Source organism: Pseudomonas sp. SDO5591_S426 (assembly GCF_054070755.1).
The window spans coordinates 1-23,935 of sequence record NZ_JBSVXD010000027.1 but is presented as its reverse complement, the minus strand read 5'-3'; the positions used below and the strand labels follow the sequence as shown (position 1 = coordinate 23,935).

The following is a 23,935-nucleotide window of genomic DNA, read 5'->3' as shown; positions in this document are numbered from 1 at the left end:
AGATTTTATGACCGTCTACCTGGTGGTCCCTACCAAACGGAAAGATGCGCTAGTCAAAGCTGCCCATGAGGCAGAGCTACCTGTATTTTCTGATCTTTTCACCGAGGGGGGATTTCTCGTAAGCTTTGCCGGCACAGCGTCTGAGTTAGGTAAAAAGCTTGGAATGGATAAAGACGCGAACCAGGGCACCGGTATCGTCCAGCCCTTGACGGGCTATTACGGTTACGCCAACCAAGCGATCTGGGACTGGGTCAACATTCACAAGGATGCATGAGAATGCCGCCGGTGCAATTATCGGTCGTCAAAGACGACTATGTACCAAAGATTACCCCTGGTGAAACTGAATCCCCACCGGGCGAAGACGAACCAGCCACATCAGATCTTTCTTCATCACTTCGTGAAATTCGTGACTCGAGCAACGACCTGCGATCGGCTTTGCTGGAAGTGATCTCTCTAGCTAAAGCTCCTAAATCCAACGATACTCTTAGCATGACCAATATCACTGAAGACCAGCTGAGTGATGTTCTCGAGAAGCTAGAGAAGCGCTTTGAGAAGCATGTCAAACAGGCCGGCAAAAAAAACAGAAAGGAATTGAACTCCTACCGAACTGAGCTCGCATTGCGTGACGAACAAATTCGGAGAGAGCTAGACCTTCGGCATGAATCGTTCCGCCACGAGCAGGTGACCCGGGATAAATCCTTGGATGATCGATTCGATGGGTTTCTGAATGCCCAGAAAGAACGGGATGGAGCCCTTTCTGAAAAGTTTCAGGCTATCAACGACAAGCTTGCGAACGTTTCCAGCGAAATGGCCGAACTGAGGTCTTCCTCTAAAAGCTGGGGAATGTGGGTGATTGGCACCGTTTTAGCGACAGCACTAGCTGTGTGGCTGGGCGTAACGCAATTCAACTCATCCATCGCTTCCAACGTTCTGTCGGGATTCACAATAGGCAGCGATTCAGCAAAAAAACAGGCGGAGATGAGCACCGAAATTGATGCGCTCAAGCGTACTCAAGCCGAGAGCAAGAAAAAGTAAGCACGATTTGCCTAGATTCACTGCTCACTGTCCACCCTCAAAAGCCCGCATTGCGGGCTTTTTTGCGCCTATCAGAAAGGTGCAGACTCTTCGACTGGCTCGTAACCCTCAACCAGCCGATCCTCAACCGTGCTCGTTTCCCACCTCAGCGTCACCGACTCATCGTCGTTGAACGTCATGTCTATGCCGTCTGTCTCGGATAGCAAACCCATCACCTCTTCCCATTCCCGATCGCCATCGGTGTCAAGGCGGTGAATCGTTACCCAGCGCTGAATCTGTGCCACTGGATGGTTGATCATTTCAGAGACACGCAACCCCAAGCGCTCTATTCCGCTGACAACATTCTTCGTGGACTGATTATTTTTGTTCGGTTTACTCATCGCGGCCTCCTAGTTGCTGTACATGCATACAGTATTTTACTCGAGCATAACCTACAGTCACAAAAAATAAATTAACCGCCGGTATTGACGATATATAAACCGCCGGTTAATTTAACTCCATCGCCGGATAACAACCGGCCAGATGGAAGGCAGCGATGAACCGGCCTCAACGGTTCAGAGGGTTGGCAACTGACCCGGGTGTGCAGCGTAAAGCACCGCAAACAGTTATCCGGCGGACTGAGTCGCGGTCGGAGCAACAACTTGAGCAAGAGCCAGTGACCGACGCCAGTAGCGGGTCACTGCGGAAAGTTTCACTGATGCACCTGGTTACCCGGGTGCATTGGGAAAACAACCGGGAGTCAACGCGATGGAATCAGAAATCGTAAATGGCGCATGGAAGGGTCACCTGGGTCGCGGTCTTGCACCGCGAGAACTTCAGTTCCTTCTGTGGGTAGCTCTTGGCCTGACCGCCAAGGAGATCGCCCGGGAAGCAGGCATATCCCCTGCCACCGTGGCGAAGCGCCTCACCAACGCAATGTTCAAGCTCGGCGTCACCCGCCGCGCAGCTCTGGTAGCCGAAGCCATGCGCCGCCAGATCATCTCCCCGATGTGCTTCGTCCTGGCCACGCTGATGACCATGAACGCCGTCAGCAACATCCAGTCAGTTGAGCCCGCCCGCCGCGACCGCCGGCCGCCGTCAGTTCGGATCGCCCAGATACGTATCACTCGCCGCGCCGAAACGCTGGAGCGCGCCGCCTAACTCACCTAAAGGAAAAATCATGATCGAGCTCGGACAGAAAGCGGAGGACACGATTACCGGCTTTTACGGCGTCATCACCGCGCGTGCCCAGCAGCTTAATGGGCCAGATCAATACCGCCTGCAGCCACCTTGCGCGCAGAAAAACAACGTGCTGCTTCAACCCGAGTGGTTCGACGAAGACCGCGTTCGCATCCTGAAAGACCGCACTCGCGGGTAACGGACAGCATCACTTCTGCACCTTGGCGACAGGGTGCAGCGGGATGACAACCGAGGATCAACCATGAACGTAGAACCCGCTCAAGAAGCACTATCCATCGGCATTGAAGGCGATCATCTGGTGATCCGAATCGGTGTCGACTACCTCTGCAACATCACGGAGATGGCAGACACTTGGCCAGCCAAGAACGAAGACGGCGAACCCTGCAAGATTCTCGACCGGGCGCAGTTCCTCAAGGAACTCGTGGGAGAACTTGAACGGGACGACGAGCAAGGCGCCACATCGATCCATCTCGCATTTGACCAGGCTGCGCTCGGCGTAATGGAGAGCGGTAGCGAAGCCGTTGAATTGCCTTACGACTGAACAACCAGCGCCACGTCAGCCTGACGAAAACTGCCCTAGCACCTGGTACTCCCCAGCACCAGGCCGCATCGGAGAGTGATCGAAGCGTGCCCAAGCGGGCTGCAGCGCTAGGATCGCAAAGCCCCGTAAATCTCCTGAGCCGGATCTGCCGGCCAATACCAGAAACGCGGCGGGAAACAAGCATGGGTAGCGCCATGGTGTTTCGATCACTCTCCGATGCGGATGATTCTGCACCGCGCAATGCGGCCCCCCGCAGGCAACACCAGAGATCGGCGAGCGCCCGCCAAGATGCCAACGGCGCACATCAGAGGATGACCATCATGAAATAGACCATAGCCAAATGATCACTGCATCTGTGAAAGGCCCGAACGTCCAACGGGCCTTTCTTTTGCCCCGCCTTTATCCGTCAGCACTCTCGCCTGCGCCCAACGGCAACCAGCAGGCGGACCGAGTGCTGACGAATACACGCAACCCACACCGAGGGATCAGCCATGCACCCATCAATGCAACAACGCAATGCCGGACTTGCCGCCCTCCGTGTGCGCGCAAGCATCGCCACCACTGAGCTCTACGCCATGATCGGCAAGGATCAGCCCGTGCCCGAGATTCGCTATCAGGTTCAATCGAAGGGCAACGCCTTCCACATCGTCGAGCGCTCCACCGGCAAGGTGAAGGGCTTCCGTTGGACGTGGAAAGACGCCATCAACTTCGCCCAGGTACTGGAAGCGCGCGCCGACGGCATCAAGCTCTCACTGTCAGGTGAACTGAAATGATCGGCGTACCAATGCCCAACCCACGCGACTCGCTCATCAATGACTTGAACCGGAAGCTGGACAAGTTCTTCGGCGCTGGCCGGGCGGTCCAGCAAATCCCCTCCGGCGTCACCGGCGAGAAGGAAGCCATGTTCGGCACCTCCCACAGCAACAAGCTACGCATCGAGCGGAACAAGCAGGCGCCGCGCCTCAAGGAACTGGCCGACGCCGGGCACACCGTCATCGAAGCGGCCAAAGTCATGGGCATGGAAACCAAGCGCGCCAGGCTCATCGCCCGCGAGAACAACATCAAGTTCCCGGGGCCACCGTGAAACGCATCAACAACCAGGTGCGCCAGCGCAGACGACAGACATGGCTGGATATACCGGCCCACGGAATTGAAGAGGTTGATCATGGCCAAATCGCCTGCGCAACGCCAACAGGAGAAGCGGGATCGGGACAAGCAGTCCGAAACCGAGCGCCTCGCTCACCTCCTATCCCGCCGCATATCGCTGGATCTGTACCACAACGATGACACCCGACTGAAGAGCCTCATGTCACGGTTATCAATCACTGAAGAGCAGGACGTCGTGTCTCGGCTCATCTGGGCTGCGGATCGAATGTCTGACGAAACGCTGAAAGAGCATATTTGTACTCCGTGACGGTTTGGCGTGACGCCACGGAGGGAGAACTACCTTTTGCGACTCACTCTACCTTAGACTCATCATCCCATTGAAAGCCAATTCTGTAGGGCTTGACGCCGATCTTCTTAAGCGAGATCAGCAAAAAGCTGAGCTGAGAAATGTGTTGGATAAGTTGAACTTTATCGCCTACTTCAGTAGTACCGCTGAATGTAATCAAGGATGGGGCGGTGTAACCGATGCGCTGTACGCGTATCTGAATGGCGCTGCCGAAATTTACTAGCCTGGCACCAATTTCGTGCTCTTCATCCATGTCAGCCTCAAAGGCTTTCACGTATTCGCCGAGAGATTCGTACACGGCAACGACCGGATTATCCCGAGAAAACTCTTTGTTAGCCTTCAACTGAGCGACCTCAATGATGCTGTTGAATGCATCCTGCGAATCGTTAAGCATGTAGTACACCTTCCCTATTTGAGTGCTGGCGATCTGCCGACCTCAACACAAATACCCCACTTCAACGAATCACGCCAGCCGGTAAGGACCGCGCCCACCCACTGAGCCTAAAGCGAGTTTCCGAAGAGCACGTCCAGCGCACTCTTGATGGCTTCGGCGATTTCCTCATCGTTAAGCACTACGCCGCACGCGGCACATTTGCATCCCGCAAGTTGGCGATCACGCTCTAGCGCCTCCGGCCGTTCAATAACCAGAGGTTTTTCGCACTTCGGACAGTTCAAAATCATCGCGAGTCTCCCCGATCCCTCCTCATATCGGGCCGAAAAATACCCCACCTTAATAAATCACGCCAGCCGGCGAGGCGGGCGTCTGCCTGGAGATCACCATGGGAATCCCCGCGAACGCATTAAAGGAAGATGAGCTTTTCCATTACGCCTCTCTGGAACCTGGTGCCGCCGACGAGCTGGCGCGCCGAATTGCCGCGGGCGACATAGACCCGAACGCCGGCCTGGAAGATCTTCGAGAAGACATTCGCATGCTCGAAAGCCAAGCGGATGACGCCGAGGACGAGGCGAACCTGCTTCGCACCTACATGTCCGACGCCTGCGAATTCATACGGCGTGCGATGAACCCAGAAGAAAAACAATTTTCAGTAACCGAGCTTCTTCAAAAAGCTCTCGATCGCCTGGAGTGAGCCATGAGCACCTTTGCCGTATTCGGAATGAGTGAAAACTGGGCTCGCGAAGAGGCCAAGGAAACTACCAGCACCCACAAAATGGAAGGTGGCAAGCTGGTGGAGCGAACCATCGCTGAATGGGAAGAGGCGGTTGCGGCCGAGGTCGCAAGGATCATGGCCAGCAAGAAATGCGTGCGCCTCTCGCCAATGTTTGATGCTCCCCAGTACGCCCAGCAGTTCATGGAGATGGCCAGGGCAAGCATTGTTTGCCGCGACCTGAAGATCCGAACGAAGGCAATGCTGGTCGACGCCAAGAGCAAGCCGATCATAAATACCAAAACAGGCGCGCCAAAGGTCGGTTTCGCCGACTGGCACCCGTCTCCAGCTCACGCAGCCTGATCATCATCCAGCGGCCGGTAATCGCCGGCGAGTATCCATTATGACAACAGCAATTGATTTGTTCGCCGGACTCGGCGGATGGAGTACCGGTGCGCGCGACGCGGGTGTAGATGTGCTTTGGGCGGCCAACCACTGGCCGGCCGCGGTTGAGTGGCACAGCGCCAATCATCCGAGCACCCAGCATATCTGCCAAGACCTGCACCAAGCTGATTGGGCCAGCGTACCGAGCCACGACATCCTGCTTGCCTCACCATGCTGCCAAGGCCACTCGAAGGCCCGCGGCAAATCTTCGGGCAACCCGCAGCACGACTCCAGCAGGTCCACGGCTTGGGCTGTCGTATCGGCTCTGGAGTTTCATCGGCCGGAAGCCGCAATTGTCGAGAACGTACCCGAGTTCATGGATTGGGCGTTATATCCGGCGTGGGAATCGGCGATGCGATCTCTTGGCTATCAGATCGCTCCGCACATCGTCGACTGTGCAGACTTGGGCGTCCCTCAAAACAGGGTTCGGATGTTTCTGGTTTGCACTCGAAGCGCCGCGCCCCTGAAGCTCGACCTAAGAGTCGAGCGACACACACCTGCGAGCTCGTTCATCGATATTGATGCTGGTCGATGGGCCGATATCGAGCGACCCGGCCGTGCTGCCGCAACGCTTGAACGCGTGAAGGCTGGTCGAGCCGCATATGGCGATCAATTTTTGTTCAGTTACTACGGCAACACCCGTAGCGGCCGCGCCCTAACCAGGCCAATCGGCACCATCACAACGCGGGACCGCTGGGCCATTGTCAACGGTAACAAAATGCGGATGCTCACCGCCAACGAAAATCTACTGGCCATGTCATTTCCTGCTAGCACCAAGCGACCTGAAAATCACCGCCTGACGGTGCATATGGCTGGAAACGCAGTACCGCCGCTGGCAGGGCAACGCATTATCGAAGCGCTAATGGAGGCAGCATGATCAACCTCTTCTGGCGCCTGGCCGCCAAGCTGCTCGCCCGCCCGGCGGTTGCCGACTGGCTCATCGCCCGCGCCCAGCGCACCCCCTACCTGCACATCATGTCCGCCGACGGCTCCGAGATGTACATGGGCCGCTGGTGGCTGTTCAACCCCTACTCCCGTACCACGCACAAGCCGGCGCTCTGGTGGTGCCCGTGGTCGTTCCGCATCCACCACATCATGCGGCCGGATGAAGACCGGGATCTGCATGACCACCCGTGGAATGCCCGGACGATCATCCTGCGCGGCTGGTACACGGAGCAGCGTCGCCACTTCTGGTCACTCGGTGGCCACACCGATCTGGAATACAAGCGAACCACCGGCGACACCGCGCGCCTCAACCACGGCGAATACCACCGCATCGACCAGGTATCCCCCGGCGGCGTCATCACCCTCTTCATCACCAGCAAGTGGCGCGGTGACTGGGGCTTTCTGGTCAACGGCGTCAAGGTCCCTTGGCGCACCTACACGGGTACGGACAATTGAGGGGGTTCAAAGTGAGAGAGCCAAAAATTACTTACCTCGGCCCGGCGGGCGAGGCGGATACTGGGGATCACAGAATGAGCGAAGTGATGCGTTGGAAATTAAAGGGCTTCATCCCTGGCGTAGAGGGTGAGAGCAAGGCGGTTTTTCAACCCGTCGTGGTCCTCGCTGAAGACTACGACAAGGCGACCCGCCTTTTTCTGGATGCTGCTGAGAGATGCCTCGCCGCCGAACGCCGTGAGCAAGCATTGCAGCTGCGCCTGAACGCAGCGGATCAGCGGATTGATGAGCTGACCGTACCCGCCGGCTACTGCCTCATGCCCACGAGGCTGACCGCTGAGAACGGCGCCAAGGCTCTGCTTCTTGGTGAGTTTAAGCTGGGAGTCACGACCGAATGCCCTGAATGCCGTGAACTTGAAGAGCCTTTGGAAGGGTGTGAGGTCTGCGACGGCGAGGGAAAATATGGGCAGCAGCACATGATCTCGTGGGATCAAACCAAACTCATCTACAGCGAGGCTGTAGCCGGCCTATCTATCAAGGCGCCTCTCCAGCATCCAGCGCCGACAAGCACCCACCCAACTCTGGCCTAGCATTCCGTGCTTGGTAAAGAGCCAGAGTCAGGCGGGTGATCAGATCCTAGCAAATTGGATCCAAAAGAGCATTTAGACTTTTACTTAATTCGTTACCACCCATTCCCTCCCCCTTCAAAGTCAGCCGCTATAGCGGCAAGGACGAGTGCGCCCATGGAAAAGAAAAAGCTCGGCCCGGACCATTATCGCTACGTCGACGAACTGGACCCAAAAGGCCTGGAAGTCATTTGCAGAAAGTACGTGGTTATCGGTGAAACCGAGCAGTGCTGGTACATCGTGGATGAATTCGACAACAACCTCTTCGGCGGTTCGCAGCGTGAATACCTGCTGAAGAAGTACCGCAAGCGGGTCCTGAAGGATGGAGGCGAGCACGGTCGGCGATTCGCCTACACCGATAAGGCTTTGGCGCTGCGATCGTTCAAACACCGCAAGTCCTGGCAGATGCGCCATGCCCAACTATCGCTCGAGCGCGCCCAGGCTGCCATTGCATATTTCGGCGACGCCAAGACCGAAAGCACGGTGCCAACCGACAGGCTGGTGATTCCATGCGAATACATCCAAGCCATGAACTGGAGCGAGTGCTGATGATCCTGAAAGCAATGGCGGTAAGCGCCTGCATCTGGGGCCCCATCATCCTCTCTGTCGCAGCGGTGGCCGCATGAGCGCAATTACTGATCACGATGTTGAGTTTGCGCAGGCCGTAGTCGCCTTAGCGCGCGAGCACGGCATGACCGGAATAACGATGGAGTTCCGGCAGAACTTCGACCTGCCCCAACGAACAGGATGCTACTGCGGTAAACGGATTACCTGGACCGAGGGCCGCCATGGAGCTGGAGCGGACATCAAGTTCCGCACCGAGGCAGAGGCATCCTTTCCTGAAGCATCGAAGGTGGCGCCATGATCGCAGCCCCGCTCTACATGCTCTGGCTCATCTACAAGGGGCCGTGGCGATAGTGCCCGCCTCACCAATCGCTTCAGGGACGAGCTGATTGAGCAGCAACTGGTGAGGCGAACGATTAAACGTTAGCTGACCTTATCCGCTTTGCATGTCGCCTTTCATCTGATCATCACAACTTACCTACCAGCCTGCCGGTGAACGGCGGGCGAGGAATCCCTATGGCCGAATTAATCGTTGCACGGCTGATGGCCTTTCGCGTTGAAAGCGAGGACTGCATCGCCGACGAAGCTGTTCTGCTCGAGGTCGTGGACTTTTCGAAGACAGGCGAAATTGAAATCGCCCTCACCGCCACGAAGCTGATCGGCAAGCCCCGCATCTATCTGACCGTATCTCTGCCCGACCTTCTCGCCAAAGGCATGGCCATGGTCGGCACGAACAAACCCTAACCACCTTCTGCCGCCACGCGCGGCATGGAGCATCATCATGGCAAAAGTCATTGCCCAGATTACGGTAAAGCTCCCGCGCCTGATGGAGGTGAGCGAGTACAGGAAGTTGCGTTACGCCGGCGGCAAGCCGAGTGTGCAGCAGTTGAAAAAATGGATTGAGGAAGGCGAAGTGATTGGAGAGGTAAAGGGCGGGATGTACTTCGTGGACCTACAGGCGGCCGTGATTGGATCGAACGATCCGTTGCTCGCCAAGATGTTGGAGGTGGGTTGATGGCTCCCCCGCGCGCCAGGACAGTGAAGAACCGGGACCTGCCAGCGAATCTGTACCCGAACGGGAAATACTGGCAGTACAAAAACCCGATCACAGGCAAGAAGACCAGCATCAATAAGCCAATGGCCGAGGCCATCAAACTGGCGAACGCCGCCAACGCCAAGTTGCTCCCGCTGCTGGCCGACGACGGCTCGTTGCTGGCGATGATCACCGGTGACGCCGCGCCGAAGTTCAGCGGCTGCCTGGAGCGCTTCGAAAAAGAATGGCTGACCACCAAGACCTACGCCGCGAGCACTCTGAAGGAAATCAAATTCAAGTTATCCCGGTACCGCGAGGACCTGGGCGATTTGATGATGGGGCAACTGGATGTGCTGACTGTCGCGGAGTATCTGGATGGTTTCGAGAACAACGCCTACACGAAGCACCGTGGGCTGCTGGTCCAGGTGTTCACATTCGCGGTGGCCAAGGGCCTGTGCGAGCGCAACTCCGCCGAGCTGACCCTGGTCAAAAAGGAGGCCGAGAAGAAGCGCCAGCGCCATACCGTTGAGGGGCTGAACACGATTCTGGAATACGTGGGAACGCCGATCTGGCTGAAACGCGCCATTCGGCTGGGGTTGCTGAGTCTTCAGCGGCGGGAGGATATCGTGGTGTGGCCGAAATCGGCCGTTGACCTCGAGCAGAACACCATCAGGGTATCGCCCGGGAAGACGCAGAACTACGGAAAGCCCGTGCACCTTGAGATCGTCATGGGACAGGCGTTGCGGGAGGTGGTGCTGGAGTGCATGAAGTCGCCGGTCGTCTGCCCGTACCTGATCCACTACTCGCCGAAGGCGCGCAAGCGGAGCCAACTCGACGCCAAGCTTCACTGGAATGCGGTGACAGCGGATTACCTGACCAAGTCATTCGCCCAGGCGCGGGACGATTCACACGCCTACGACAACATACCGGCCGGCGAGCGCCCCACCTTTCACGAGATCCGCGCTCTCGGCGCCTGGCTGTACGAGCAGCAGGGCTTCGAGCAGGAATATATCCAAGGCTTGATGGGGCACGCTGACGTGAAGATGACCGAGCACTACCAGGCAGGGCACGGTGAAGACGCGGTGGTTTATATGAAGGTGAAAGCCGACCTGAAGGTGTAACGCGGTGGTCGTTTGCCCAAAATATTCCCAAAGTTTGCCCAAAGGCAGAAAGCAAAAAGGGGTCACCGTTTCCGGTGACCCCTCTAGACCGCCCAGCAGAGCGGATTTTGTTTGGTAGGCGCGATTGGACTCGAACCAACGACCCCCACCATGTCAAGGTGGTGCTCTAACCAACTGAGCTACGTGCCTGCTGTGAGGCGGCATTCTACGGAATTCCGGAGGGGTGTCAACACCTTTTTTCGAGCTAACCCTATGAATATGCAAAATATTTAATTTCGTCGCTGCAAAGAAGATTTTCCCGTGGCTGGCGGTGGTTTTTTAACTCGGGTAGGATCGATGCACTCGTAAAATATATTAAACAGAGGCTGCAGGATGGCGAACACCCCCTACCCAGAGTCCTACTACGCCGCATCGGCCAATGCGGTTCCGCCGCGCCCGGCTTTGCAGGATGACGTGGAGACTGATGTCTGTGTAATCGGCGCCGGTTACACCGGCCTGTCCTCTGCCCTGTTTCTGCTGGAGAACGGTTTTAAGGTCACCGTGCTGGAAGCTGCCAAAGTCGGTTTCGGTGCGTCGGGGCGGAATGGCGGCCAGATCGTCAACAGTTACAGCCGTGATATCGATGTGATCGAACGCAGTGTCGGCCCCAAGCAGGCGCAGTTGCTGGGGCAGATGGCGTTCGAGGGTGGGCGGATCATTCGCGAGCGGGTCGCCAAGTATAATATCCAGTGCGACTTGAAGGACGGTGGCGTGTTCGCCGCCATCACTGCCAAGCAGATGGGCCACCTGGAGTCGCAGAAGCGTCTATGGGAACGCTTCGGTCACACGCAGCTCGAGTTGCTGGATGAGCGGCGCATCCGTGAAGTGGTGGCCTGCGATCAATACGTCGGCGGCATGCTCGACATGAGCGGCGGGCACATTCATCCGCTTAATCTGGCGCTGGGCGAAGCGGCGGCTGTGGAGTCGCTGGGCGGTGTGATCTATGAACAGTCGCCAGCGGTGCGCATCGAACGCGGCGCGAATCCGGTGGTGCACACGCCACAGGGTAAGGTCCGGGCAAAATTCATCATCGTGGCGGGCAACGCGTACCTGGGCAATCTGGTGCCGGAGTTGGCGGCGAAGTCGATGCCTTGCGGCACTCAGGTGATCACCACCGAGCCCTTGGGCGACGAGCTGGCGAAAAGCCTGCTGCCTCAGGATTACTGCGTCGAAGACTGCAACTACCTGCTCGACTACTACCGTCTGACGGGCGACAAACGCCTGATTTTCGGCGGTGGCGTAGTGTATGGCGCGCGGGATCCGGCGAACATAGAGGCGATCATCCGCCCGAAAATGCTCAAGGCTTTCCCGCAACTCAAGGACGTGAGGATCGACTACGCCTGGACCGGCAACTTCCTGCTGACCCTGTCGCGTCTGCCGCAAGTCGGTCGACTGGGCGACAACATCTACTACTCCCAGGGTTGCAGCGGCCACGGCGTGACTTACACGCATCTGGCGGGCAAGGTCCTGGCCGAAGCATTGCGTGGCCAGGCCGAGCGTTTCGACGCGTTTGCCGACTTGCCGCACTATCCGTTTCCCGGCGGGCAATTGCTGCGTACACCGTTTGCGGCGCTGGGTGCGTGGTATTACGGGTTGCGGGATAAATTCGGGTACTGACCGTTAAAACAAAAGATCGCAGCCTTCGGCAGCTCCTACAGAAATGCGCAATCAATGTAGGGGCTGCCGAAGGCTGCGATCTTTTGATCTTAAAGTCGATCCCGTGGAATACCGCTTCGAATCCGCAAGATATCAGCCAGCACCGCCAAGGCAATCTCCGCCGGTGTCTTGCTGCCCAGGTTCAAACCGATCGGCGCATGAATCCGCGCCAGTTCGGCATCGCCCAGCCCACCGATACGCCGCAACCGCTCGAAGCGCTTTTGCGAAGTTTGCATCGAGCCCATCACACCGATGTAAAACGCGTCGGTGCGCACGGCTTCCATCATTGCCAGGTCATCAATGCGCGGATCGTGGGTCAGCGCCACCACCGCCGTGTCGCTGTGACAGCCGCCATCGGCGATGAACACCGATGGCAGTTGACGACGGATCTCCACGTTGTCCAGCACCACACCTTCGAGCACTTCGTCCCGTGGATCGCAGAGAATCACTTCGAATCCCAAGCCCACCGCAAACTCCGCACACGCCTGCGCCACACTGGAATACCCGGCCAACAACAGGCGCTGGGCCGCACCGATGCGCAGGCGAACCCGGTCGATTTCGCGCTCGACGCGCACACCCTGCTCGCGATCATCGAACAGGCTGCGCGCACCGCTGACCAGATCGACTTCACGGATCAACCGACGTCGGCCCAACAGCGCCGCCTCCAGTTCCCGCAGATGCGCCTGAACGTCGCAATCTGAATCCAGCTTCTCCACCAACACATCGAGCACGCCGCCACAGGGCAGGCTGACCCGCGAGCGCGGGTCTTCGCCTTCGCCGTAGCGCACGACGTTGACGGCTTCCTCAAACGCGCCTTCGGCGACGCGCTCAAGGAAGTCTTCTTCGACGCAACCTCCCGACAGCGAACCGATCCACTGGCCGGCGGCGTTCACCGCAAGCAACGAACCCGGTGCGCGAGGCGCCGAGCCGTAAGTGGCGAGGACCGTGCACAGCCACACCCGCCGACCGCCCACCGACCACTCCAGTGCCCGGCGCACCACTTGCAGATCGAGATGCTGCATGTCAGTGGGCCTTGTGCTCAAGCGGCGGCGCATCGGCGCGCAACTTCTGCACAGCGTTCACAGCCAGGTCACCCGGCTGACCGCCCCAACCTTGACGCAGGTAGTTCAGCAGATCGGTCAGTTGCTCATCGCTGAGTTTCTCGACGAATCCCGGCATCGGCTGCATGTGCTCAAACCCGGAGAACTTCTGTTCGCCGATACCATCGTCGATCACCCGCACCAGGTTGCGCGGATCTTCCAGGCGCAGCGTGGTGTTGCCACGCATGGCCACGGCAATATGCGGCTTACCTTCGCCGCCTGGCGCATGGCAACCGGCGCAGACGTTCAGGTAATCCTGACGACCGCGCTGGGCGCTGGCGCTGAGTTTGTCCAACGGTACGTCTGTCAGCAGTTTTGCTGCTGGCGGCTGATCGCCGAGCAGGAACGTGGCCATCGCGGCCAGATCCGGGTCAGTGAGGCCCTGAGTGCTGTTGTGGAACACCGGGAACATCTCGTTGAACATCGTGCCCTGGGCGCTCATGCCATGCTTGAGGAACGAGCTCAGGTCCTGATGGTTCCAGCCGCGAGCCGCCAGGTCAGTGGCAAGCAGGCTTGGCGCCAGATAGCCATTGAGGATGCCACCGGTCATGCGCTTGTCCATCTGCATCGCACCGGGCAGGCCGCGTGGCGTGTGGCATTCGCCGCAGTGGCCGAGCACGTCGACCATGTACTGGCCGCGCTTCCAGGCTTCGCTTTTGCCTTCGGCGGATTCCAGCTTCACGTCCTTGCCGTACATCATGTTCCAGCCCATCAGGCCCGGGCGCACGTTGAACGGAAAGGTCAGGCTGGTGACCGGCGCGGCGCGCTCGATGGGCTCGACGGTTTTCAGGTAGGCGTGAATCGCATCGGAGTCCGCTCGCGGCATCAGGTGATACGAGGTGTACGGCATCGCCGGGTACAGGTTCGCCCCATCGCGACGCTTGCCGGCGGTCAACGCAGCGAAGAATTCGTCATCGTTGTACAGGCCGATGCCGTGCTCTTTGCTCGGCGTGATGTTGGTGCCGTAGATCGTGCCGAACGGCGACACGATCGGCAGGCCGCCCGCATACGGCGCGCCACCCGGTGCGGTGTGACACGCCATGCAGTCAGCAGCGCGGGCGAGGTATTCGCCTTGCTTGACCTGCGCGTCGTCAGCGTGGGCCAACAACACAGGCGCAGCCAGGCCGACCGTCAACGCCAGACGGCTAAGTAGTTGCTTCATGCTTAACCCTCCTTGACCAGGCCGAGATCGGTCAACACGTTGCGCGTGGCGCTGTAGTAGCGCACGTAGCCAGTGCAACGGCAGATGTGATGACCGAGGCTGTCCTCGATGACTTTTTCCAGCTGGCTTTTGACGATGGGCTGGCGTTGCAGCTTCTCGACCAACACCGTCGCAGCATTCACAAAACCCGGTGCGCAGTAGCTGCACTGGAAGGCGAACTCGTCGACAAAACGCTGCTGGATCGGGTTCAGCTCGGTGACCTTGCCCTGCTCGTCGCGGGTCGCATGGCCTTCGATGGTCCGAACCTTTTTGCCTTCGAAATAGTGCGCGCCAGTGATGCAGGTGCGCACTTCTTCGCTGGTGCCGTCGGGGTTGTCGACGATCACCACGCAGGCGTGGCAGATGCCCTGGCCGCAACCGAGGCGCGAACCGGTGAGGTTCTTGTATTCGTGCAGGTAGTCGATCATCGGCAGGTCATCAGGGATGTCCACCGGGCCGACGGATTGACCGTTGAGGGTCAGTTGAAGCGGACGGTTAGCCATTGAGGGCCTCCTTGATGCGTGCAGAAGTGATAGGCAGGTCGCGGACACGTTTACCGATGGCATGGGCCACGGCGTTGCCGATGGCGCCGACCACCGGAATCATCACCACTTCGGCGATGCCTTTGGACGGGTCGCTTGGCGACAATGGCGGCAGGATTTCCGCGGTCTGTTTCCACACCGCGACGTGGCGCGCCATCGGCAAGCGGTAGCGGTTGAAGTTCCAGTCACCCTCCCCCGGCCCACCTTCGTACAGCGGCATTTCTTCCATCAGCGCATGGCCGATGCCCATGGCGATACCGCCTTCGAGCTGGCCCTTGACCAACTCCGGCACCAGCACCCGACCGCACTCGACCCACGAGTGGTGGTTGAGCACCGACACTTCGTTCGAACCCTTGTTGACCTTCAGTTCCACCAGCGTCGCGACCGGGCTGTAGTAAGTCACCGCAGCGTTGTTCAGCTGGGTCGCCGGGTAGGCGATGTTCTGCCGATCCAGCAGATGGAAACCGGCGCTGTTCATCTGCGCTTTCTTCGCGTTCGGTGCACCGTCGCCGTACTTCACGGCCAGACCATCGAGTGGCAAGCGTTCACGCACGCCATCGATGCTGTACTCGGCCTCGGCCCAGCTCCAGCGGTTAAAACCGTGGACCGTGGCGCCAGTGACCAGACCGCGCTCGTGGGCACGCTTGGCCAGCACCGCAAACGGCAAAGGCTCCATGCCGTTGGCGGTGAGTTTGCCGTCGACCCAATGGGCATCTTCGCGACGCACCACGTAAGGGTTGGCTTGGCCGCCAAAAGGACCCTGCCGCCAGATCTCCATCGCCGCCGGCCACAAGCCGTGGTTGAACAGCACGCGCGCCGCTTCACGGGTGGCGTGGCTGAAGTAGTACGCCGAGTTGGTCGCGGATGAGGCCGAAGCGACCTTGCCAACCCAACGCGGGTTGCGCAGGAAGTTGTCCTGCTCGGCCTGGCTCATGATGTACGGGTTGCCGCCGCTGATCAGCTGCAACTCTTTCCATTCAGTTTCGCCGGTCTTCACTTCGTGCGCCGGGTTGCCGAGGAAATCGGCCACCACCATCGCTTGGGAAGTGGACATGCCGGTGCCGATTTCGATGCCGATGTGACGCAGGGTGATGCGACCGTCAACGGTGTATTCGATGCTGGCCATCGGCGCTTCGGAACCAGTGCCGAAGTCTTTCTGGCAGATGGCGAAACCGACGCCGTACCAGTTATCCGGGTCGGCAGCTTCGCGTTGTTTCTTGATCGCGGCGCGGTTTTTCCAAGTGTCGTGAACCGCTGCCTTGTCGAGAATCTCGTGCAGTCGCAAAGCACCGGCAGGCACCGCGCCCTGGGTGTTTTTCATGCCCGAACGCAGTGCATTCTTGCGGCGCAGTTCGATGGCATCGACACCGAGGCGATCGGCGATTTCGTCGACCATCATCTCGGTGGACGCCATGCTTTGCAGGGTGCCGTAGCCACGCATCGACCCGGCTTCAACGGCGCGGGAGTGATAAGCCGTCACCTGCAAATCGTTCTGCGGCATGTAATAGATCGACTGCGCCGCCGTGGCGCCAACCGCTGCCACGGACGGGCTGTAGTTGACCCGGCCGCCACCGTCGACGCTCATCTCGGCGCGGAAAATCTTGAAGCTGTAATCGGTCTTGTCCACCGCCAGTTGATAGCGGATGTCGAACGGGTGACGCTTGATGCCGCTCTGGAACTGTTCATAGCGATCGTTCGCCAGACGCACCGGCACACCGGCGCCGTACAACGCGGCGAGGGCGGCGTAGTAGACGAAAATGTTGTGGTCTTTCGAGCCGTAACCGACGGTGTAACCTGGGTGCATGTTCAGGTTGGCCAAGCCGAAACGCGACGGCGCGATCATCTTCGCAGTCTCGGTCGCGGTTTCCAGTGGGCACTGTGTCGCGACCACGAAATGCAGGGTCTTGGTCGCCGGGTCGTACCAGCCGTTGCCGTTGTCCGGCTCCATCGCGGCCGGTTCGATCGATGGCGTCTTGTAGCGTTCGTCGAACACCAGCCAGTTGTCCGGCGGCGTGTCGATCTGCTGCTTCATGCGCTCGGCATAGAACAAGCCGCGCTCGGTCAGGTTGCCGTGCAGGTTCGGCTGCGAGTTCCACACCGGACGACGGTTTTTCAGCATCGGGAACAGGATCGAATCCTTGAGGCTGGCGAATTCGTCTTCATCGGCCGAGGTCGCACCGCCAACGCGCACGTAGCGGAAGCTGCCGTAAGGATCGCCTTCGTAGAACGGCACTTTCTCGCCGTAGCGGATTGCCTTGTCATTGAATTTGAGTTGGGCCTTGGCCTGGCGGAAACGCTCGAAGTCGTTCCAGATCAGGATCGCCACCGGGTGGCCGATGAACATCGGCACTTTGCCGGTCGGCAGCAGCGGATCAGGCGCGTGTTCTTCCGGGAACGCGATACCGTCCTTGATCAGGTCGTCGGCGGTGACGATGCGGTCCGGCTGCAATTCGGCACCGAGCCACGACAGGTCGTAGCCGTCATAAATTCGGTCAGCCTTGATGGTTTTCAGCAGCATGGCGTGGCCTTGCTGCTGTGGCCAGCCCGGCATGTCCTTGGCGCGGATGTCGCGGGCAAACACCTTGCTGCCGCAGACCTTGGACAAGGCGTCATTACGGGCGCGCGCCTTGCCATTGTTGCCGAGCCATTGCTCGGACGGCACGGTCACGCTGTTTTCCATCAAGGCTGCCAGCGCCTGGCTGCTCAATGGCGTGAGCGTCACGCTCACACCCGCTACCAGCCCGCCCTGAAGGAACGAGCGCCGGGATATATCACGGTTGGACATGGATCATCCTCTGGGCGGTTATGGGGTCCGCCCTTCTGGTTATGTACTGGGAATCTCGAGTCTTGCAGAAGCCCCTTTTGACGATGCAAAGGGCTGTGTTGACAGTGCAAAGCTGACCGAAAGGTTAACTTTAAAGGTTTATGCGTTCGCGGAAAACAAAAAACTGACCAGGAAATCAAAAAACCGCGGCTTTTCGACGCAGCAGATCGATGAACAGTCCCAGCTCGCGACTTATGTGCTCACCTTTGCGCAACAGCAGCCCAAATGGCGCCAGTTGCACATCCAGCTCCACCGGAAGCGCCACCACCAGCCCCATTTTAAGGTAGTCGCGCAATGCGGTTTCCGACAGGACCATGATCGCGTCGGTCAGTTGAATCAGCTGCTGCATCGAATACACCGAGCTGCATTCGATGATGTCCGCCGGCAGCGGCAAGGCCAGGCGCTGCAAGGCTTGATCCAGACCAATGCGCGCCGGGCTGGTTTCCGGTTGCAGGATCCACGGCCAGCCGTTGACCAGTTCTGCCATCTCCAGCTTCTTGCGCCGGGCCAGCGGATGACCGGCGTGCACCACCACCAGCAATCGCTCGTTGCCCAGTTGTTCGAAGACGTAATGCTCACTGTCGGTGGCGGCATTGCGCCGGGCGATGGCGAGGTCGATGCGACCCTGCTCCAGCAACTGGATCACTTGGTCGCTGGTATCGCCCATGATGCGAATTCGCAGCTGCGGATTGAGTGACTTGATCTCGGCAATCGAATCCATCACCAGATCCGGCGCCGCGCCCATGATGGTGCCGATCGACAGGTAACCGTAGCCGCCCTGCTGGCGCGCCATCAGGTCCTCGGCGCAACGGTCGAGACCGCTGAGGGCTGACTCGGCAAAGCGAATCAGCTCCTGACCCAGCGCCGTCGGTCGCATCCCGCGCGGCAAACGTTCGAACAGGTCGCAGCCAAACATGTCTTCAATTTCATGGAGCATGCGGGTGGCAGCCGGTTGCGACATGTTCAGGCTTTGCGAAGCACGGTGCAGGTTCTGGCTGGTGCTGAGCGTCACCAGCATGTGCAGATGCTTGTAGCGCAGGCGGTTGAGCAGGCTGCGGGAGATGGTCGGCGTGGTCATCACGGGCCTTCTTTATCGATACCCTGAAGGTATCAGTTGTGAGCTAGATTCGATTTGTAACGCATCGATCAGCGGCCGTACAGTCTTCCCCATAAGAACAAATGCCCTACCAAAGGAAAACTGCGATGAAGACTCTACCCGCGCCTCTGCTCGCCAAAATTTCCTGGCGGCTGCTCCCGTTTCTCCTGCTGATGTACATCATGGCCTTCCTCGACCGCGCCAACGTCGGGTTCGCCAAGCAAGCCTTCCAGGCCGACACCAATATCAGCGATGCCGCCTTCGCCTTTGGCGCCGGGGTGTTCTTCGTCGGCTACGCGCTGCTCGAAGTGCCGAGTAACCTGATTCTGCACCGCGTCGGCGCTCGCTTGTGGATGTGCCGGATCATGGTCACCTGGGGCCTGGTCTCCGCCGCCATGGTCTTCGCCCACAGCGAAACCAGCTTCTACGTCCTGCGTTTTTTGCTGGGCGTGGCCGAGGCCGGATTCTTCCCCGGCGTGATCCTTTACCTCACCTACTGGTTCCCCAGCGCCGTGCGCGGCAAAGCCATGGGCTTCTTCTACTTCGGTGCGCCCCTGGCGTTCATCTTCGGCAGCCCGCTGTCTGGCCTGCTACTGGAGATGGACGGTTTTGCGGGGTTCCACGGCTGGCAGTGGCTGTTCGCCGTTGAAGGCTTGATGGCGACGGCGGTGGGCATCTGGGCTTATTGGTACCTCGACAATCGCCCGGCCGATGCCAAGTGGCTGACCGTCGAAGAGCGCCAGCAAGTGCAGAGCCTGCTCGATCAGGAAGACAGCCACAAACAGAACCACGGCCGCAGCCTGCTCAACGTGATTTGCCAGCCCTCGGTGCTGTACCTGTGCCTGATTTATCTGTTGATCCAGGCGAGTGTCTACGGCGTGGTGTTTTACCTGCCGACCCAGGTTGGCGGACTGCTCGGCACCAAGGTCGGGTTGATGGTCGGCCTGGTCACAGCGATTCCATGGATTTGCGCATTGATCGCCGCCTACCTGATTCCCGGCTACAGCGATCGCACCGGCGAACGCCGCCGCACCGCTAGCCTGACCTTGTTGATGGCCGCTGCCGGGATCGCCTGCTCGGTGACCTTCAGCAATCCGCTGCTGGGGATCATTGCCCTGTGCTTTGCCGCTTCCGGCTTCATCGCCGTGCAACCGGTGTTCTGGACCTTCCCCTCCAGCTACCTCGCCGGCAGCGCCGCCGCAGCCGGCATCGCCCTGATCAACTCGTTCGGCGCCCTCGGCGGCTTCATCGCTCCGGTGCTGAAGAACTGGGCCGAAGGCGCCTTCCATTCACCGGCAGCCGGCTTGTACGTGCTGTCCGCTACCACCGTCATCGCCGCGTTGCTGGTGCTGGGCGTACGTTCGCCCGGCCATAAAGCCTCGAACAAACCGGCCACCGTTTAAACATGACCGCCGTTTAAAAAAAGGAATCACACCATGGGCATTCCAACCATCAAACACGTCCGCGCCTTCACCTTGCGTGGCGGCGGCGCGGATTATCACGACCAAGCCGACGGCCACTGGATCGACGATCACATTGCTACACCAATGAGCAAATACCCCGAGTACCGCCAGAGCCGCCGCACCTTCGGCATCAACGTGCTCGGTACGCTGGTGGTAGAGATTGAAGCCAGCGACGGCACCGTCGGTTTTGCCGTGACCACGGGCGGCGAGCCTGCCGCCTACATCGTCGAGAAACACCTGGCGCGCTTCCTTGAAGGTGCCCGCGTCACCGACATCGAAAAGATCTGGGACCAGATGTACCAGTCGACCCTGTATTACGGGCGCAAAGGCATCGTCATCAACACGATCTCCGGCGTCGACCTGGCGCTGTGGGACTTACTCGGCAAGATCCGCCAGGAGCCGGTGCATCAATTGCTCGGCGGCGCAGTGCGCGACGAATTGCAGTTTTACGCCACCGGCGCCCGTCCGGACCTGGCGCAGAAAATGGGCTTCATCGGCGGCAAGATGCCGCTGCACCACGGCCCCGCCGAAGGCGAAGAAGGCCTGCGCAAGAACCTCGAAGAACTGGCGACCATGCGCGAACGCGTCGGCCCGGACTTCTGGCTGATGCTTGATTGCTGGATGAGCCTGGACCTCAACTACGCCACCAAACTGGCGGTCGGCGCCCACGAACACGGTTTGAAGTGGATTGAAGAAGCCCTGCCGCCGGACGATTACTGGGGCTACGCCGCCCTGCGCAACAACGTACCGAAAGGCATGCTGGTGACCACCGGCGAGCACGAAGCCACGCGCTGGGGATTCCGCATGCTGCTGGAAATGGGTTGCTGCGACATCATCCAGCCGGATGTCGGTTGGTGTGGCGGCCTTACCGAACTGGTGAAAATCTCAGCCCTGGCCGATGCCCACAATGCGTTGGTCATCCCCCATGGCTCGTCGGTGTACAGCTATCACTTCGTCGCGACCCGGCATAACAGCCCTTTTGCCGAATTCCTGATGATGGCGCCGAAGGCCGACGAAGTGGTGCCGATGTTCCATCCGCAACTGCTTGGCGAACCGGTGCCGGTCAATGGCCGCATGCGCCTGTCGGCGCTCGACCAGCCAGGTTTCGGCGTGACGCTCAACCCGGAATGCCAACTGCATCGGCCGTACAGCCGCTGAGAAAGGAGCCCGACATGAACATGCCGCACAACGCTTTCAAAGCCGCGCTGAAAAAACCGGCGACTCAATATGGCATCTGGGCCGGATTCGCCACCGGCTACGCCGCCGAAATCGTCGCCACCACCGGTTACGACTGGATGCTGATCGACGGCGAGCACGCACCGAACACCGTGCCCGGCGTACTCGCGCAATTGCAGGCCGTGGCGCCCTACTCCACTGCGCCGATCGTGCGCGCGGTGAATGGCGACGCCAACCTGATCAAGCAACTGCTGGATATCGGCGCGCAGACGCTGATGATCCCGATGGTCGAAACCGCTGAACAGGCCAAGGCATTGGTCCGCGCGATGCGCTACCCGCCCCACGGCATTCGCGGTGTCGGCGGCGGTCTGACCCGCGCCACACGCTGGGATGGCGTGCCCGATTACCTCAATACCGCTCATGAACAGCTGTGCCTGATCGTGCAGGTGGAATCGCGCATCGGCGTGGAAAACGTCGAAGCGATTGCCGCCGTCGAAGGCGTCGATGCGGTGTTTATCGGCCCGGCGGATTTGTCGATTGGCCTTGGCCATGCCGGCAATCCCGGTCATCCGGAGGTTCAGGAACGGATTCAACACGCCGTGAACGCTACGCTCGCAGCGGGCAAGGCCTGCGGAATTCTCGCCCCCAACGAAGAAGATGCCCGTCGCTACCAAGGCTGGGGTTGCCAGTTCATCGCAGTAGCCATCGACATCAGCCTGCTGCGCCAAAGCGCCATGGCCACCCTCGCTCGCTACCGCGAACCCGCCAGCACACAAGCGCCGTCACGCACTTACTGATCTGCCAAGGAGTCGTCCCATGCCGTCCGTGCCTGTTTACGAAAACTTCATCAACGGCCAGTTCGTGGCCAGCGCTGCCCACCTCGATGTGATCAACCCGGCCACCGGTGCCGTGTTGTCGAAAGTCCCGGCCTCGACCGCCGAAGACGTCGACCGCGCCCTCGCCGCCGCCCGTGCCGCGCAAAAGGACTGGTCGCGCAAACCAGCGAATGACCGCGCCGGCTACCTGCGCCGCATCGCCGCCAAGCTACGGGAAAACGTACCGCACCTGGCGCGCACCATTACGCTGGAGCAAGGCAAGATCAGCGGTCTGGCCGAAGTCGAAGTCAACTTCACCGCTGACTACCTCGACTACATGGCCGAATGGGCGCGGCGCATCGAAGGCGAAATCATCACCAGCGACCGCCAGAACGAAAACATCTTTCTGTTCCGCAAACCGTTGGGCGTGGTGGCCGGGATTCTGCCGTGGAATTTCCCGTTCTTCCTGATCGCCCGCAAGATGGCCCCGGCGCTGCTGACCGGCAACACCATCGTCATCAAGCCCAGCGAAGAAACGCCGAACAACTGCTTCGAATTTGCCCGTTTGGTGGCCGAAACCGATTTGCCGCCCGGCGTGTTCAACGTAGTTTGCGGTGACGGCCAGGTTGGCGCCGCACTGAGTGCGCACAAAGGCGTGGACATGATCAGCTTCACCGGCAGCGTCGACACCGGCTCGCGGATCATGGCCGCCGCTGCGCCGAACATCACCAAGCTCAATCTGGAACTGGGCGGCAAGGCGCCGGCCATTGTGCTGGCGGACGCAGATCTCGACCTCGCTGTGAAGGCCATCCGAGATTCGCGCATCATCAACAGCGGTCAGGTTTGCAACTGCGCCGAGCGGGTGTACGTCGAGCGCAAAGTGGCGGATCAGTTCATCGAGCGCATCGCGGCGGCCATGAGCGCGACCCGTTATGGCGACCCGATTGCGCAGCCCGATGTGGAAATGGGTCCGCTGATCAACCGCCAAGGGTTGGACAGCGTCAATCGTAAAGTCCGCACGGCGTTGAGCCAGGGCGCGAGCCTGATCAGTGGCGGGCAAATTGCCGATCTGCCAAATGGCTTCCACTTCCAACCCACGGTGCTTGCCGGGTGCCGCGCCGACATGGAGATCATGCGCGAAGAGATTTTCGGCCCGGTGCTGCCGATCCAGATCATCGACGACCTCGACGAAGCCATCGCCCTGGCCAACGACTGCGACTATGGCCTGACCTCGTCGATCTACACCCGCGACCTGAGCAAAACCCTGCACGCCATGCGCGAGCTGGATTTTGGCGAAACCTACGTCAACCGCGAGAATTTCGAGGCCATGCAAGGCTTTCATGCCGGCGTGCGTAAATCGGGGATTGGCGGCGCGGATGGCAAGCATGGGTTGTATGAGTACACCCATACGCATGCGGTTTATTTGCAAGGCTGAGTATTTGGCGGTGCTGCTGATGCCGCCATCGCGGGCAAGCCCGCTCCCACAGGTTTTTGTGGTGTATCCGCATTTTTCGGCATCACTC

At 59.5% G+C, this 23,935-nt stretch carries 29 protein-coding genes and 1 tRNA gene; 22 read left to right on the top strand and 8 right to left on the bottom strand.

The annotated features are described in order from the left end of the window. Positions 1-7 precede the first annotated feature (7 nt). A complete protein-coding gene (locus tag ACW9JC_RS08585) occupies positions 8-274 on the top strand; it encodes a hypothetical protein (RefSeq protein WP_457454661.1) in 267 nt (88 codons plus the stop codon). A gap of 2 nt (positions 275-276) precedes the next feature. Further along, the gene (locus tag ACW9JC_RS08580; RefSeq protein WP_457454659.1) at positions 277-1,035 is read left to right on the top strand and encodes a hypothetical protein; all 759 of its coding nucleotides are present in this window, start codon (positions 277-279) and stop codon (positions 1,033-1,035) included. A 71-nt stretch (positions 1,036-1,106) separates the two neighbouring features. Here ACW9JC_RS08580 and ACW9JC_RS08575 read toward each other — a convergent pair whose 3' ends face one another. After that, positions 1,107-1,415 (bottom strand): DUF1654 domain-containing protein, encoded by a 309-nt coding sequence (locus ACW9JC_RS08575; protein ID WP_457454657.1) that lies wholly within the window; start codon positions 1,413-1,415, stop codon positions 1,107-1,109. Between the two features lie 367 nt (positions 1,416-1,782). Here ACW9JC_RS08575 and ACW9JC_RS08570 point away from each other — a divergent pair, with 367 nt between their 5' ends. The 5 genes from ACW9JC_RS08570 to ACW9JC_RS08550 all read left to right on the top strand — a co-directional run bounded on the left by ACW9JC_RS08570 (position 1,783) and on the right by ACW9JC_RS08550 (position 3,839). Continuing rightward, the gene (locus ACW9JC_RS08570) at positions 1,783-2,175 is read left to right on the top strand and encodes a response regulator transcription factor (protein ID WP_150705376.1); all 393 of its coding nucleotides are present in this window, start codon (positions 1,783-1,785) and stop codon (positions 2,173-2,175) included. A 19-nt stretch (positions 2,176-2,194) separates the two neighbouring features. After that, positions 2,195-2,392, top strand: coding sequence for a hypothetical protein (locus tag ACW9JC_RS08565; RefSeq protein WP_457454654.1), 198 nt, complete (start codon positions 2,195-2,197; stop codon positions 2,390-2,392). A 63-nt stretch (positions 2,393-2,455) separates the two neighbouring features. Continuing rightward, positions 2,456-2,755, top strand: coding sequence for a hypothetical protein (locus ACW9JC_RS08560; protein ID WP_457454653.1), 300 nt, complete (start codon positions 2,456-2,458; stop codon positions 2,753-2,755). Between the two features lie 491 nt (positions 2,756-3,246). Next, on the top strand, positions 3,247-3,528 hold the full coding sequence (locus ACW9JC_RS08555) for a hypothetical protein (protein ID WP_457454651.1): 282 nt from the start codon (positions 3,247-3,249) through the stop codon (positions 3,526-3,528). After that, the gene (locus tag ACW9JC_RS08550) at positions 3,525-3,839 is read left to right on the top strand and encodes a hypothetical protein (RefSeq protein ID WP_457454649.1); all 315 of its coding nucleotides are present in this window, start codon (positions 3,525-3,527) and stop codon (positions 3,837-3,839) included. The genes ACW9JC_RS08555 and ACW9JC_RS08550 overlap by 4 nt, the downstream gene beginning before the upstream one ends. A 373-nt stretch (positions 3,840-4,212) precedes the next feature. On the opposite strand, the gene ACW9JC_RS08545 is transcribed toward ACW9JC_RS08550, so the two are convergent. Further along, positions 4,213-4,602, bottom strand: coding sequence for a DUF6173 family protein (locus ACW9JC_RS08545; RefSeq protein ID WP_457454647.1), 390 nt, complete (start codon positions 4,600-4,602; stop codon positions 4,213-4,215). A 385-nt stretch (positions 4,603-4,987) separates the two neighbouring features. Here ACW9JC_RS08545 and ACW9JC_RS08540 point away from each other — a divergent pair, with 385 nt between their 5' ends. The 10 genes from ACW9JC_RS08540 (at position 4,988) to ACW9JC_RS08495 (ending at position 10,500) form a co-directional block, all read left to right on the top strand. Continuing rightward, positions 4,988-5,296, top strand: coding sequence for a hypothetical protein (locus tag ACW9JC_RS08540; RefSeq protein ID WP_457454645.1), 309 nt, complete (start codon positions 4,988-4,990; stop codon positions 5,294-5,296). A 3-nt stretch (positions 5,297-5,299) separates the two neighbouring features. Further along, a complete protein-coding gene (locus tag ACW9JC_RS08535) occupies positions 5,300-5,677 on the top strand; it encodes a hypothetical protein (protein ID WP_457454644.1) in 378 nt (125 codons plus the stop codon). Between the two features lie 40 nt (positions 5,678-5,717). Beyond that, positions 5,718-6,635, top strand: coding sequence for a DNA cytosine methyltransferase (locus ACW9JC_RS08530; RefSeq protein WP_457454643.1), 918 nt, complete (start codon positions 5,718-5,720; stop codon positions 6,633-6,635). Further along, positions 6,632-7,159: a hypothetical protein gene (locus ACW9JC_RS08525; protein ID WP_457454642.1), complete on the top strand. Its 528-nt coding sequence runs from the start codon at positions 6,632-6,634 to the stop codon at positions 7,157-7,159. Before ACW9JC_RS08530 ends, ACW9JC_RS08525 begins: the two co-directional genes overlap by 4 nt. Before the next feature lie 74 nt (positions 7,160-7,233). Beyond that, the gene (locus tag ACW9JC_RS08520) at positions 7,234-7,746 is read left to right on the top strand and encodes a hypothetical protein (protein WP_457454641.1); all 513 of its coding nucleotides are present in this window, start codon (positions 7,234-7,236) and stop codon (positions 7,744-7,746) included. Positions 7,747-7,899: 153 nt separating this feature from the next. Further along, positions 7,900-8,331: a hypothetical protein gene (locus ACW9JC_RS08515; protein ID WP_150733419.1), complete on the top strand. Its 432-nt coding sequence runs from the start codon at positions 7,900-7,902 to the stop codon at positions 8,329-8,331. A 73-nt stretch (positions 8,332-8,404) separates the two neighbouring features. Further along, positions 8,405-8,647, top strand: a complete 243-nt coding sequence (locus tag ACW9JC_RS08510) for a hypothetical protein (protein WP_457454640.1) — start codon at positions 8,405-8,407, stop codon at positions 8,645-8,647. Between the two features lie 215 nt (positions 8,648-8,862). Beyond that, on the top strand, positions 8,863-9,090 hold the full coding sequence (locus ACW9JC_RS08505) for a hypothetical protein (RefSeq protein WP_457454639.1): 228 nt from the start codon (positions 8,863-8,865) through the stop codon (positions 9,088-9,090). 37 nt (positions 9,091-9,127) lie between these two features. After that, positions 9,128-9,361 (top strand): hypothetical protein, encoded by a 234-nt coding sequence (locus ACW9JC_RS08500; protein WP_457454638.1) that lies wholly within the window; start codon positions 9,128-9,130, stop codon positions 9,359-9,361. Further along, entirely contained in the window at positions 9,361-10,500 is a 1,140-nt protein-coding gene (locus ACW9JC_RS08495) for a tyrosine-type recombinase/integrase (protein WP_457454637.1), read from the top strand. Before ACW9JC_RS08500 ends, ACW9JC_RS08495 begins: the two co-directional genes overlap by 1 nt. Positions 10,501-10,612: 112 nt before the next feature. On the opposite strand, the gene ACW9JC_RS08490 is transcribed toward ACW9JC_RS08495, so the two are convergent. After that, positions 10,613-10,689 (bottom strand) — tRNA-Val (locus ACW9JC_RS08490). A gap of 183 nt (positions 10,690-10,872) precedes the next feature. Here ACW9JC_RS08490 and ACW9JC_RS08485 point away from each other — a divergent pair. Beyond that, a complete protein-coding gene (locus ACW9JC_RS08485; RefSeq protein WP_457454636.1) occupies positions 10,873-12,156 on the top strand; it encodes an NAD(P)/FAD-dependent oxidoreductase in 1,284 nt (427 codons plus the stop codon). 89 nt (positions 12,157-12,245) lie between these two features. Here ACW9JC_RS08485 and ACW9JC_RS08480 read toward each other — a convergent pair whose 3' ends face one another. The 5 genes from ACW9JC_RS08480 to ACW9JC_RS08460 all read right to left on the bottom strand — a co-directional run bounded on the left by ACW9JC_RS08480 (position 12,246) and on the right by ACW9JC_RS08460 (position 18,940). Then, on the bottom strand, positions 12,246-13,217 hold the full coding sequence (locus tag ACW9JC_RS08480) for an XdhC family protein (protein ID WP_457454635.1): 972 nt from the start codon (positions 13,215-13,217) through the stop codon (positions 12,246-12,248). 1 nt (position 13,218) lies between these two features. Beyond that, on the bottom strand, positions 13,219-14,457 hold the full coding sequence (locus ACW9JC_RS08475; protein WP_457454634.1) for a c-type cytochrome: 1,239 nt from the start codon (positions 14,455-14,457) through the stop codon (positions 13,219-13,221). A gap of 2 nt (positions 14,458-14,459) precedes the next feature. After that, positions 14,460-14,999, bottom strand: coding sequence for a (2Fe-2S)-binding protein (locus tag ACW9JC_RS08470; RefSeq protein ID WP_007982256.1), 540 nt, complete (start codon positions 14,997-14,999; stop codon positions 14,460-14,462). Continuing rightward, positions 14,992-17,823, bottom strand: a complete 2,832-nt coding sequence (locus tag ACW9JC_RS08465) for a xanthine dehydrogenase family protein molybdopterin-binding subunit (protein ID WP_457454633.1) — start codon at positions 17,821-17,823, stop codon at positions 14,992-14,994. Before ACW9JC_RS08465 ends, ACW9JC_RS08470 begins: the two co-directional genes overlap by 8 nt. Positions 17,824-17,998: 175 nt before the next feature. After that, positions 17,999-18,940, bottom strand: a complete 942-nt coding sequence (locus tag ACW9JC_RS08460) for a LysR family transcriptional regulator (protein WP_150705501.1) — start codon at positions 18,938-18,940, stop codon at positions 17,999-18,001. 125 nt (positions 18,941-19,065) lie between these two features. On the opposite strand from ACW9JC_RS08460, the gene ACW9JC_RS08455 reads away from it, so the two are divergent. The 4 genes from ACW9JC_RS08455 to aldA are packed head-to-tail and all read left to right on the top strand — an operon-like array spanning position 19,066 to position 23,847. After that, positions 19,066-20,361: an MFS transporter gene (locus tag ACW9JC_RS08455; protein WP_457454630.1), complete on the top strand. Its 1,296-nt coding sequence runs from the start codon at positions 19,066-19,068 to the stop codon at positions 20,359-20,361. 33 nt (positions 20,362-20,394) lie between these two features. Then, on the top strand, positions 20,395-21,579 hold the full coding sequence (rhmD, locus tag ACW9JC_RS08450) for an L-rhamnonate dehydratase (protein ID WP_416128308.1): 1,185 nt from the start codon (positions 20,395-20,397) through the stop codon (positions 21,577-21,579). 14 nt (positions 21,580-21,593) lie between these two features. After that, positions 21,594-22,394 (top strand): aldolase/citrate lyase family protein, encoded by an 801-nt coding sequence (locus ACW9JC_RS08445; protein WP_457454628.1) that lies wholly within the window; start codon positions 21,594-21,596, stop codon positions 22,392-22,394. A gap of 19 nt (positions 22,395-22,413) precedes the next feature. Beyond that, a complete protein-coding gene (gene aldA, locus ACW9JC_RS08440) occupies positions 22,414-23,847 on the top strand; it encodes an aldehyde dehydrogenase (RefSeq protein WP_457454626.1) in 1,434 nt (477 codons plus the stop codon). The last annotated feature ends 88 nt before the right edge of the window (positions 23,848-23,935 follow it).